Source organism: Hugonella massiliensis (assembly GCA_001486445.1).
GTDB lineage: Bacteria > Actinomycetota > Coriobacteriia > Coriobacteriales > Eggerthellaceae > Hugonella > Hugonella massiliensis.
On the sequence record LN908986.1, the window covers coordinates 1,464,947 to 1,475,894 of the forward strand.

Annotated in this window: 12 protein-coding genes; 1 reads left to right on the plus strand and 11 read right to left on the minus strand. The window is 64.0% G+C overall.

Going from position 1 to position 10,948, the window contains the following annotated elements; translation table 11 throughout:
• Positions 1–173: 173 nt before the first annotated feature.
• The 11 genes from BN3270_RS09070 to serS all read right to left on the minus strand — a co-directional run bounded on the left by BN3270_RS09070 (position 174) and on the right by serS (position 10,053).
• The gene (locus tag BN3270_RS09070) at positions 174–1,514 is read right to left on the minus strand and encodes a sensor histidine kinase (RefSeq protein WP_058986759.1); all 1,341 of its coding nucleotides are present in this window, start codon (positions 1,512–1,514) and stop codon (positions 174–176) included.
• Positions 1,498–2,184 (minus strand): response regulator transcription factor, encoded by a 687-nt coding sequence (locus BN3270_RS09075; protein WP_058986760.1) that lies wholly within the window; start codon positions 2,182–2,184, stop codon positions 1,498–1,500. The genes BN3270_RS09070 and BN3270_RS09075 overlap by 17 nt, the downstream gene beginning before the upstream one ends.
• A 164-nt stretch (positions 2,185–2,348) precedes the next feature.
• The gene (locus BN3270_RS09080; protein WP_058986761.1) at positions 2,349–3,674 is read right to left on the minus strand and encodes an NCS2 family permease; all 1,326 of its coding nucleotides are present in this window, start codon (positions 3,672–3,674) and stop codon (positions 2,349–2,351) included.
• Between the two features lie 267 nt (positions 3,675–3,941).
• Positions 3,942–4,883: a beta/alpha barrel domain-containing protein gene (locus BN3270_RS09085; protein WP_058986762.1), complete on the minus strand. Its 942-nt coding sequence runs from the start codon at positions 4,881–4,883 to the stop codon at positions 3,942–3,944.
• A gap of 126 nt (positions 4,884–5,009) precedes the next feature.
• Positions 5,010–5,312 carry a TM2 domain-containing protein gene (locus BN3270_RS09090; RefSeq protein ID WP_058986763.1) on the minus strand — a complete coding sequence of 101 codons (303 nt, stop codon included), beginning with the start codon at positions 5,310–5,312 and terminating at the stop codon, positions 5,010–5,012.
• A complete protein-coding gene (locus BN3270_RS09095; protein ID WP_082673460.1) occupies positions 5,309–6,163 on the minus strand; it encodes a TVP38/TMEM64 family protein in 855 nt (284 codons plus the stop codon). Before BN3270_RS09095 ends, BN3270_RS09090 begins: the two co-directional genes overlap by 4 nt.
• Before the next feature lie 5 nt (positions 6,164–6,168).
• Positions 6,169–6,999, minus strand: coding sequence for a hypothetical protein (locus BN3270_RS09100; protein ID WP_058986764.1), 831 nt, complete (start codon positions 6,997–6,999; stop codon positions 6,169–6,171).
• A gap of 59 nt (positions 7,000–7,058) precedes the next feature.
• Complete coding sequence (locus BN3270_RS09105) at positions 7,059–7,598, minus strand: YtxH domain-containing protein (RefSeq protein ID WP_058986765.1); 540 nt, start codon at positions 7,596–7,598, stop codon at positions 7,059–7,061.
• A 161-nt stretch (positions 7,599–7,759) separates the two neighbouring features.
• On the minus strand, positions 7,760–8,161 hold the full coding sequence (locus BN3270_RS09110; RefSeq protein ID WP_058986766.1) for a cyanophycin synthetase family protein: 402 nt from the start codon (positions 8,159–8,161) through the stop codon (positions 7,760–7,762).
• 1 nt (position 8,162) lies between these two features.
• Positions 8,163–8,579 (minus strand): hypothetical protein, encoded by a 417-nt coding sequence (locus tag BN3270_RS09115; protein WP_167551336.1) that lies wholly within the window; start codon positions 8,577–8,579, stop codon positions 8,163–8,165.
• Between the two features lie 178 nt (positions 8,580–8,757).
• A complete protein-coding gene (gene serS, locus BN3270_RS09120) occupies positions 8,758–10,053 on the minus strand; it encodes a serine--tRNA ligase (protein WP_058986768.1) in 1,296 nt (431 codons plus the stop codon).
• 148 nt (positions 10,054–10,201) lie between these two features.
• Here serS and BN3270_RS09125 point away from each other — a divergent pair, with 148 nt between their 5' ends.
• Entirely contained in the window at positions 10,202–10,408 is a 207-nt protein-coding gene (locus BN3270_RS09125) for a DUF6724 family protein (RefSeq protein WP_058986769.1), read from the plus strand.
• Positions 10,409–10,948: the final 540 nt, after the last annotated feature.

Sequence of the window (10,948 nt, forward strand, 5' to 3'; positions counted from 1 at the left end):
GCCCACGCTTCTCTCCCCGTGCGCTGCTCTACTGCTTCTCCACCCTCGACTATAACCGAACGGTGTGGCGCTCCCGCACGGATTTAGTAGAGCTGCAACGAAACGGCTCATTTGGGGACACAGCGCTCGAAAAAGCGAGCAGAAACCCGCACGTCACAGGCGTGGCGGCTCCTCTACTTCGCCAGGGGAAGGGTCACGGTGAAGACGGTTCCGTCAGAGGCCGAGCTTGCCGCCGATATGTCGCCGCCATGGTCGCGCGCGATCGTCTGAGCGATCGAAAGGCCCAAGCCGTAGCCGCCCTTGCCGCTCGTGCGCGCCTTGTCGGCCCGGTAGAAGCGGTCGAAGAGGTGCGGGAGGTCTTCCGCTGCGATCGGCGCGCCCGTGTTGCGCACGCGCACCACGCACTGCCCGCCCCTCACGGCGAGGTCCACGTCAACCTTGCCTCCCGCGTCTGCGTACTTGCAGGCGTTGTCGACCAGGGTGGCAAGCATCCGCACAAGGCGGTCGCGCTGCCCCAGGACGAAGGCGCCGGGGGCGATGTGGGATTCCAGTTCAAGGCCGCGGTCGAAAGCCACCGATTCGAACGTGAGAACCACCCCTTCGGCGACTTCGTCCATATCGACGCGGTCGTTCACCACTGCGGCCCCGTCGTCTTCGACCTTGGCCAGGTAGAGCATGTCGTCGACGAGTCCCTGCATGAGGTGGGCTTCGGTGTCGGTGCTGTCGATCCACTTCATCTGGTTCGCCACCGTCTGTTCGGGGCTCTCGCGCAGAAGCGCGTTGTTGGCAAGAATGACCGTGAGCGGGGTCTTGAGCTCGTGGCTCGCGTCGGCGATGAACTGGCGCTGGCGACGCCAGGCCCGGTCAACCGGAGCCACCGCACGCTTCGAAAGTACCATGCTCGCGATGAAGATCACGGCGAGAATCCCTAGCGAGGCGCCCGCCATGGCCCCCACCACCGAAAGGACGCTCCGCTCGACGAGCCCCGTCGAAGCAAGCGCCACGTCGACGCCGTCGTCGGTGGGCAGGGCGACAAAATAGAGGTTGAGCGAGCTCAGCTTTCCCCGAACGCTCAAGCCCCCCGACGAGCTTGCGAGCCCGTAGACGGACGACAGGGCACTCGAAAGCGTCGACGCGTCGAGGTCGAGCACGTCTTCGTAGGTCGTATAGGCCCCGTCCCAGCCGATGAAATAGGAAGAGGTGGCAACCGTGATATCGCCTGCGGCATCGCGCCGGGCGCCGCCCGTCTCGCCGCCGTCCCCCAGGTAGGATCGCTCCGACTGCAGGATCGCCTTGCCGAGCGCGCCCGAGGCCCGAAGGCCCTGGTTGGTGGTCACGCGGTGCTGGAGGGAATCGTAGACGGCGCCCTCGCTCTTTTGGAAGGTGAACACGCCGACCGCCACCGTGGCGACGGCGAGCACGAGGGCGACGAAGACCACGTTGGCGACGACGAACTGCCGCCGGAAGGAAACGAGGAGGTCGCGTTCGCTTTTCGCCTTAGGCTTCTTCTTCACCGTCGGCCTCCAAGCGATATCCCAGCTTGCGCAGGGAAACAATCCGCACCGAAGAGCCCACGAAGCGCAGCTTCTTGCGCAAGAAGGAGATGTAGGCTTCGACGTTGTTGTCGTCGGCATTGGAATCGTAGCCCCACACCTCGGTGATGAGGGCGTCCTTCGAGGTCACGCGCGTGGGATTCGACATGAGGATCTTCATGATCCCGAATTCTTTCTTGCTGAGGCGGATGCTTTTCGCCGCGCAGGAAAGCTCGTAAGAATCCAGGTCGAGCTTCACGTCGCCGAAGGACAGGCTCTCGAAGACCACCTCGCCCTGGCGGCGCGTGAGCGACCTGATGCGGGCGAGCAGCTCGACGGGGGCGAAAGGCTTGGTCATGTAGTCGTCGGCACCGGCATCGAGCCCGCCGACCGTGTCGGAAAGGGCGCTGCGGGCGGTGAGCATGAGGATGGGGATGCTGTTGTTCTCGCGGCGAAGCTGGGTGGCCACGTCGAATCCGTTCATCTTCGGGAGCATGACGTCGAGCACCATACAGGCGTAAAGCCCGCTCTGGGCGTACGCGAGGCCCGATTGGCCATCGTAGACGGCTTCGGCCTGGTAGCCGGCGTTTTCGAGAATGGCAACGAGGGCATCCGCCAACCGTTTGTCGTCTTCAACCACGAGAATCTGCATGGTCCCGCCTTTCGTACGAATCGCCCCTCATTTTACCAAGGCCGCTGAAAGCAAGCTGAAGGGACGACCACGCACGAAGGCCCCGCCGGTCGCGTCTGCAGGAGGGCGTACCCCCCCCCGCAGCCGGCGATCCGACGGGGCCTTCACGTGAAAGCGCGTGCGCCCTACATGAGCAGGAAGGCGATGAGGAAGGCTGCAGAAGCGCCCCACATAAGGGGGTGGACCTGCTTGGCCTTGCCCTGCACGAGCATGATGAAGCAGTAGAAGATGAAGCCGAAGCCGATGCCGTCGGTGATCGAGTAGGTCATGGGAATGCCAGCGATCACCAGGAAGGACGGAATGGCCATAGCAGGATTGTGCCATTCGATCGCGCCGATCTCGCTCATCATGAGGTAGCCCACCACGACGAGGGCGCCGCAGGTGGCCGACGACGAGATCATGCCCACGATCGGGGCGAGGAAGGCGCACAGGACGAACAGCACGGCCACGATCAGGCTCGACAGGCCCGTGCGCGCGCCGGCCGTCGCGCCCGACACGCTTTCGGCGTACGTGGTGATCGAGCTGCCGCCCGTGAAGCCGCCGACCATAGCGGCGATGGAGTCGATGGTGAGGATCTTGTGCATGTCGTCGACGCTGCCGTCGGGATGCGAGAACTCGGCCTTCTGCCCCACGGCGAACACGGTGCCCATCGTGTCGAAGAAGTCGCTCATGAGCATGCTGAAGACGAACAGCCACAGAATCGGCTGGGTCATCATTTCCACAATGGCCACGGCGCCGTCGGGCGTGGTCTGCAGAGGGGCGGCGAACGCGCTGAAGTCGAAGCCGAAGTTCCATTCGGTGGGCAGCGGGGTCACGCCCAGCGGGATGCCCGCCACCGTCGCGATCAGGATAGAGAGCAGCAGGCCGCCGCGGACGTTGAGAACGGTGAAAGCGATAGCGCACACGATGGAGATGATGGCGACGATCGCCGTGGGCGACGAGATAACGCCCATGGTGATGTAGGAGGATTCGCTCGCCACGATGAGCGTGCCGCCCTTCAGGCCGATGAAAGCGACGAAGAGGCCGATGCCGATGCCGATCGCATGCTGCAAGCTGGCGGGGATGGCTTTCATGATCGCCTCGCGCAGACCGGCGAGCACGAGGATCAAGATGATCAGACCTTCGAAGACCACGCAGCTCATCGCGATGCGCCAGTCGACGCCCTGGCCCAAGCAGATGCTGTAGACGACGACCGCGTTGAGGCCCATGCCCGAAGCGAGGGCCAAGGGGCGGTTGGCCACCAGACCCATGAGGGCGGTCATGATGGCCGCGCCGAAGCAGGTCGCGGTGAGCGCTGCGGTAAACGGAATCCCCGTAAGACCGAGCATGGCCGGATTCACGGCGACCACGTAGGCCATCGTGAGGAAGGTGGTGATACCGCCCATAACCTCGGTACGGACCGACGAGCCGCGCTCGCTGATCTTGAAGAAGGCGTCAAGAGATTGTTCCATCGTGTATTCCTTCACTGAAACCGATTTGATACCGAACCGTCAAACGCGAACGATTATACCTGCAGATTCGCCGCCCACGGCTCAGAGGATCGCGCTCTCGGCAAAGAAGTTGGCGCGCGGCAGCGGAAGGGGACGCGGAAGCGCCGCCGGGGCCGGATGCACGGGATGCGACCGGCCTGCAGCGGCGGCCGCCCAATCGCCCCGCCAACGAAAAAGGGCGCGAGCCCGTTAAGGCCCGCGCCCATCGATCGCCTTTGATCGAGATGCCTACAGCGAGAAGTCCTTCTCGCCGCGGAAGACGGCTTCGGCTTCGTCGACCGAAGCGTCGGCCAGGGTGATGGCCGAAATGGCCTTGGTCAGGCGCACCGCTTCGTCGAGCGAACGCATGTGGATGTTGCGGCCGGTCGCATTACCGCAGGCGCCGCCCACATGGATCTGGTCGTAGAGGTTGGTGAGGAACTCGTTGGCATCGGCCTTCGAGCCGCCCGCGCACACCAGGCCGCAGCGGCCGGCAGCGACGGAGGCGATGTGCAGGTTCTCGGCGGAGCTGGCCCCTTCGGTGGCCACCGGCGGGTTGACCTTCACGAAGTCGGCGCCCAGGCACAGGGCCACGCCCGCTGCACCGGCAATGGTTTCGGGCGCCTTCTCGCGATCGCCCACCGCCTTGCCGCGGGGGTAGATCCACAGAACGGTGATCAGACCGGCGGCATGCGCTTCGGCGATGAGCTCGCCGGCTTCGGCCATCATCGTGGCCTCGTATTCGCTGCCCAGGTAGATCGTGTAGCCGATGCCCACGATATTCACGCCGGCGTCGCGCATGGCGAGCACGGCGTCGAGCTCGTGCAGCTGCGGGCTGTAGGGGTCGTCCTGGGCGCCCTTCACCAGGTTGGTCTTGGAGTTGACCTTCACCAGGTAGTTGATTTCGGGATAGTCCATGGCGTAGTGGGCGACCAGACCGCGTTGGGCGGCCATGACGCCGATGGTGCCCTGGCTGGCGATCTGGAACAGATGCTCGGGGTCGGCGTCGGAGGGGTCAATGCCTTCGCCGTAGAAGTCGCCGTTGAGGTGCTCGATCTTCTGGTCGCACGCGAACAGCATGAGGCGGCCGGTACCGCGCGTGGCGCTCATGAAATTGTCGATATAGGTCTCACGCGATTCGGGCATCACGTCTACGGGAACCTTCACCTGATCACGGGTAATGGTGGGCATGGATTTTCCTCCTTGGAAAACGATGGAATGTCACATCGAAGGCGCGTGCATCGCGCACCTTGGTATTGTATCTCGATTGCCCGCAGCCCGCGTACGGTTGAGGGAAAAAACCAAAGGGGCGGCCGCCTAGAGCCATTCGCGTCGCGCGCGCACGTAGGTGTCTTCAAATTCTGCGGGCGAGCAGGTCAGGTAGAGCGCGCCTTCGATCACGCCCACCACCGCCATCACGATGAAGGCGGTCCCGAAGGACACGAGCGACCCCACGACAGACACCGCAAGCACGATGAAGCCGGTCTGGATGTAGCCCAGATAAAACTTGTGCATCCCCAATCCCCCAAAGAAGATCGCGAGCAGGGCCGCCGTCACGCGGCTGCGCTTTGGAACGAAGGGCGCGGGGTGCGCGGTCGTTTTGCCCTCTTCGGTGCTCATGCGCGCTTCCCATCTCCCGTCTTCGGGGCAGCGGTTTCGGATTCGTCGCCTGCCGCCCCCGCGTCTGCGACAGGATCGTCTGACGACGCGACCCTTTTCACGCCGCTGAAGTTCATGATGCGCTTGTGGAAAACGAGCGCCATGACGGCGAGCAGGGTCACCACGGCGAAAATCGCGATGCTCTGCACGTACTGGCCGTCGGCGATTCCCGCCGCCGCGAACGTGCTCATGAACACGCCCGGGATGCGGGCCACCGTGGTGATCGCGATGAAGCGGCCCGTGGGCATTTCGGTAAGGGGCACCAGGTAGGTGAAGACGTCCTTGGGAAGGCCGGGGATCAGAAAGAGGATGAAGACCATGACGTCGAGCCGGCCGCTCTGCTCGAACGTGTGAATCTTTCCCAGCTGCTCCATAGGCACCATATCGGCCACGAAGGGCTGGCCCAGACGATGCACGAGCTGGTAGATGATGAAAGTCGACAGCATGCAACCGAGCAGGATGATCGCCGAACCGCCCCAGGGGCCGTAGATCATGCCGGCGGCCACCTGGACAACTTCGCCGGGGATGAAGGCCACGATGATCTGCAGCAACTGCAGGGCGAGCAGCACGCACACGCCCAGGGGGCCCGCCTCGTGGATCTTCGCCACCATGAGCTCGAGCCCACCGTCTTCGAAGAGCAGGCCCAGATAAGGCCACAGGAGCACGACCACCAACGCCGAAATCACCAGGAAGGCGATAAGGCCGCCGGCCTTCACCGCATCGGATTTGGTGACCCTCCGCTTGCGCGTGCGACCCTTGTCATTCGCACGCGCGGGGACGTCGGGGGATGCGTTGGTGCGCTGGTGCTGCATACGGGCTACTCGCCTTTCGCTTCGTCGTCTTCGCCGTGGAGGGCCTTGTCGAAGTTGTTCTTGAAGTCGGCGAACATGCCTTTGGTGCGGCCGATCTGACGGCCGGTGAGGTAGGCGGCCTTCTGCGAGGCCTCATCGGCGGCGTGGGCCGCCTCGTGCACCTTGGGCGCGGCCTTTTCCTTGGCTTCGTGAACCTTGTTCTGGGCCACCGCAGCGGCTTTGCCGCCCTTCGCGGCCAGGCCGCCTTCGACCACGATGTCGCGCACCTCGTCGGCTACGAGGATGGCGCCCGTCTGCACCTCGCCCTCTTCGGGTTCGGCGTCGCTGGTGATCGCGGTGTCGCCCACGCCCAGCTTGAAGCCGCGGATATAGGCGGCAGGGATTTCAAGCTGACCGAGCAGGGCCTTGTCGAGGGCGCCCTTGTCGGCGACGATCGACGTGACCTTGCCGCTCTGCTTGAGGAATTCGACGCTACCCACGCGGCCGAAGGCTTCGCCGTCCTCGGTGAGGATGGGCATCGCCTCCCACATGGTGCAGCGGTCCCACTCGATGCCCAGCTCCTTGCAGACGGCCGGACCGTTGTAGCCTTTCAGGTTCACGTTGGAAAGGCGCACGCGCCCGTCTTCCCATTCGAACCCGTCGATAGGGACGAACAGGTCCTTGCGGCGAAACATCCACAGCAAATCGGGGCGTTTCACGAAGAAGCCCAGGCAGCGCTTCTCGGAGGGGTGGAAGACAAAGTGGCGCACCTTGCCGATGCGCTTGGTCCCCTTCTTGCCGCCCACCACGCGCGTTCCGTAGAGGTCTTTGGTCGAGTAGGTCTTCGAAATTTCCATCCTGCACCCTTTTGAACATGCGAAGGGCGCCCGTGACGGGCGCCCTCATCCCAAATCCGCTATTCCGCGTCGGCCTTCGATGCGTCGGCCGGGGTTTCAGCCGCCTCGGCAGCCTCGGCCGTCTGGGCCGGGGCATCGGCGACCGTTGCGTCGGTGGCGGCCACCGCTTCGACGTCGGCGGTCTTGGCGGCGTTGGCCGCTACCTGGGCGGCGATACGGGCACGGGCCGCTTCGATCTTGTCGCGAAGCTCGTCGTTGCGCTCGACGACCACAGGCGTTGCGTTGCCGCGGATTTCGTCGACGCGCGAGCGGGCTGCACCCAGCGCGTCCTGGGCGGAATCGCAGGCCTTGCCGTAGGTGGCGCGGGCGCCTTCGCTCGCCGTCTGGTAGGCCTCGTGTCCACGAGCGACGGCGTCGCTGTAGAACTGCTTGCCGCGGATCTGCGCTTCGTTGCCGTAGTGCTGGGCGGTACCCCACGCCTCGTTGGCTTTGTCGGCCACGAGGGCGCGCGTTTCAGCGCCACTGCGCGGAGCGTAGAGCAGCGCGCAGACCGCGCCCACGACGCCGCCTGCCAGGAAGAATCCCAATTTACCCTTCATATGTCTCCTCCTTCGACCGCTGTGCAGTCCGAATGCTCGGTGGACCGTGCGCCATGTCGCACGTTTCGCTCGTCATTATAAGCGCTCGCCCGTGCGCGCCCGCGCGCAGTTGCCAAGGCGTAATGTGCCCGCACGGCGGCGCCACATCCTGCAGTAGCGCCCTACCCCACCAACCGGTTCACGAAACGGGCGGCTTCGGTGAGAGCCCTCAGGGCTTCGAGGTCGTCTGCGTAGGAAACCTCGATGCGGGCGCGTCCGCGCGCCGCGTCGACCCAATCCGTCGTGCCGGCGAACAGGGCGTCGTCGCGCGCCGACCGTTCCACCATCAGATCGATCGCCACATGTTCCATCAGATGCGCGAGCGAGGTGCGGGTCATGACGCTCGCGAAGGTGCCGCCCGCCTCGTTGACGCAGGCGTGCGCCGGCAGATGCGGGCGGGAAAGCGCTGCCGCGCGGGCGATCGCCGGCGTGGTGTAGCGCCGTGCGGGATCGGGGGCTTCGACGAAGCAGGCAATGCGGTCGCGCTTCACCGAGAACCGCACGATGCGCAAGGCGTCCGCCATGCTAGTCGTCCGACCGCGCAAGCACGGTCATGCCACTCGGCACGTCGCTGGGGGCGGCGTCGATGACGTCGTCGTCCTGCAGATGGAGCACGATCGGCCAGTTGGTGCCGTTGTCCTCGTCGAGCACGATGCGCGTGCGGTTTTCGTTGAAGCGATAGGAGGCGTGGCCTTCCGACGTCCCGAAGGTGAAGGTGAGCGTTTTTGCCTGCGTGTCGAGCACGTAGGCGTAGGCCACGTCGTCGGAGACATGAATCTGGTTGGCGTCGATCGTGAGGACAGCACCTTCCGAAGAGGTCCAGGTGCCCTGGAAATCCGCCGCGTCGTCGTAGCGAAACCAGGTGTTCCACACCGTATAGAGCGAGAAGGCGACAAGGGCTGCCAGAGCGACGAGGAGGACGGCGACGACTGCGCGACGCACGGGATGACGTCGGCGCTCGGGCATGCGGGGCATGCGGCCGACGCCGGCGGGGGCTGCATGCGTGTGCGCGCTCGCTGCGTGCGAGGAGCGCGCGCGGCCGCGCGCGGCCTGCGAACCCCGGGGGTCGCTCGGCTGCACGCGGCCGTATGCCTGCGAGGAGCTGCGCGAAGGCGCGCCGCTACTTCTGCGGTTCAATGACCTTCACGCCGCCCATGTAGGGAACGAGAACGTCGGGCACCGTGATTGTGCCGTCGGCATTCTGGTAGTTCTCCATGAGGGCCGCCATGCAACGGCCGATGGCCAGGCCGGAGCCGTTGAGGGTGTGGACGTAGCGCGTGCCCTTGAAGTTTTCGGGGTCGCGGTACTTGATGTTGGCGCGGCGGGCCTGGAAGTCGCCGCAGCAGCTGCAGGAGCTGATTTCCTTGTAGGCGTTGTAGCTGGGCATCCAGACTTCCACGTCGTAGGTCTTGGCGGCAGAAAAGCCCAGGTCGCCCGTGCACAGGCTGATCACGCGATAGGGAAGCTTGAGCTGCTGGAGGATGTATTCGGCTTCGTTGGTGAGGCTTTCCAGTTCGTCGTAGGAGGTTTCGGGCGTGGCGAACTTCACCATTTCGACCTTGTCGAACTGGTGCACGCGGATGATGCCGCGCGTATCGCGGCCCGCCGAGCCAGCCTCTTCGCGGAAGCAGGGGGTGAAGGCGGTGTAGTAGAGGGGCAGGTCCTTGGCGTCGAGCACGTCGCCGGCATGGATGTTGGTCAACGGCACTTCGGCGGTGGGGATCAGGTAAAGGCTTTCGTCCTTGGTCTTGAACAGGTCCTCTTCGAATTTGGGAAGCTGACCGGTGCCCGTCATGGTCTGCTTGTTCACCAGATAGGGGGTCCACCATTCCTTGAATCCGTGCGCGGCATGGGAGTCGACCATGAAGTTCATGAGCGCGCGCTCGAGGCGGGCACCCATGCCCCCGAGCAGGACGAAACGGCTGCCGGAAAGCTTGATCGCGCGGTCGGCGTCGATGATGTTGAGGTCGGCGCCCAAATCCCAATGGGGCTTCATCTCCATGCCCTCGGCTTCGAAATCACGCGGGGTGCCCCAACGGCGCACTTCGGGGTTCTCGGTTTCGTCCTTGCCCACCGGCGTGGTCTCATGCGGGATGTTGGGCGTGGTCATGAGGATATGGTGCAGCTCGCCTTCGGCCGCTTCGCGCTTGGCGGTAAGGGCCTCGAGCTTTTCGTTGACGACGCGCACCTGCTCTTTGGCGGCCTCGGCCTCGTCTTTCTTGCCCTGGCCCATGAGCTTGCCGATTTCCTTCGACTTGGCGTTGCGCTCGGCCTGCAGGGCCTCCTGTTCGGTGATGGCCGCACGGCGGGCTTCGTCGAGCTCGGTGAAGCGGGCGGAATCCCACTCATGGTTGCGGTTCTTCATCGCCGTTTCAACCAGTTCCAAATTTTCTCTGACAAAACGTGCGTCCAGCATGAATCCTCCTGCACAAGAGCTATAGCATGGCGTTTGTTCGAACAATGCCCGAAATTGCTTCGAGTTACAAACGAATAGTATACTCTACCAGCTGAAACGAGTTTCCCCGGCGCACGAATCGCCGACATTTTCTACGAGAGGCACCTGTATGGATTTCGACAGCATGTACCACTTCCTGTTCGAGACGTACGCCGGCTTGGGCGCGCTGTTCGCTATCGCCATCGTGGTCTGTCTGCTTGCCTGCGTGATCATGGAACGACGCACGCGCAAGATCTACAAGAACCACGAGAAGACCGACGACGACTGGAGCTTCTTCGACGACGATGACGAAGAGGACGAGGAAGCGTCCAAGTAGGGGGGCGTTCCCCTAAGAAGCGTGCGGAAGCGGCGCGGGCGATTCGGTTGCCCGCGCCGCTTCCACGTAAGAAGGCACCGTCTGGAGCCCGTTTCGTTTTCGTGCACGGGAGCCGCGGGCCGTGCCCGTCCCACCGCGCGAGCGCTGGCTGTCGCACCCGAGGCGACCCGTTCACGCTCAGAGCGCGCAAATGGCGTGCCAATCGAGTTTTCGAGGAATATCGGCAGCGATTCGCAATTTTCAGCCTCATTGATAAACACATCATTGATATATGTTTATTAAATTGCTCAAATATTCGGAAATCAGCTCGAAAACTTGATCGGCATGCCATAGGGACGCCGTTTTCGTTTCGCCGTGCAACCGCAGGGAACGCGCCCCGCCCCGCAGGTGGAATGCGACCCGCGACAGGGGCGACAGCGAAGCGCCTCGCCCCGTCCCGCAGGTTGACCCTGCCACCCGGCACTTATACCCAACAAGAAGTGTATAAGAGAAAGGGAAAGGCGCACGCGCCCGTCTTCCCATTCGCACCCGCCGAGAAGG

Coding starts and splice junctions, on each gene's coding strand:
- BN3270_RS09075 (WP_058986760.1), bottom strand. CDS start 2,184: ATGCAGATTCTCGTGGTTGAAGACGACAAACGGTTGGCGGATGCCCTC.
- BN3270_RS09080 (WP_058986761.1), bottom strand. CDS start 3,674: ATGGAACAATCTCTTGACGCCTTCTTCAAGATCAGCGAGCGCGGCTCG.
- BN3270_RS09085 (WP_058986762.1), bottom strand. CDS start 4,883: ATGCCCACCATTACCCGTGATCAGGTGAAGGTTCCCGTAGACGTGATG.
- BN3270_RS09090 (WP_058986763.1), bottom strand. CDS start 5,312: ATGAGCACCGAAGAGGGCAAAACGACCGCGCACCCCGCGCCCTTCGTT.
- BN3270_RS09095 (WP_082673460.1), bottom strand. CDS start 6,163: ATGCAGCACCAGCGCACCAACGCATCCCCCGACGTCCCCGCGCGTGCG.
- BN3270_RS09100 (WP_058986764.1), bottom strand. CDS start 6,999: ATGGAAATTTCGAAGACCTACTCGACCAAAGACCTCTACGGAACGCGC.
- BN3270_RS09105 (WP_058986765.1), bottom strand. CDS start 7,598: ATGAAGGGTAAATTGGGATTCTTCCTGGCAGGCGGCGTCGTGGGCGCG.
- BN3270_RS09110 (WP_058986766.1), bottom strand. CDS start 8,161: ATGGCGGACGCCTTGCGCATCGTGCGGTTCTCGGTGAAGCGCGACCGC.
- serS (WP_058986768.1), bottom strand. CDS start 10,053: ATGCTGGACGCACGTTTTGTCAGAGAAAATTTGGAACTGGTTGAAACG.
- BN3270_RS09125 (WP_058986769.1), top strand. CDS start 10,202: ATGGATTTCGACAGCATGTACCACTTCCTGTTCGAGACGTACGCCGGC.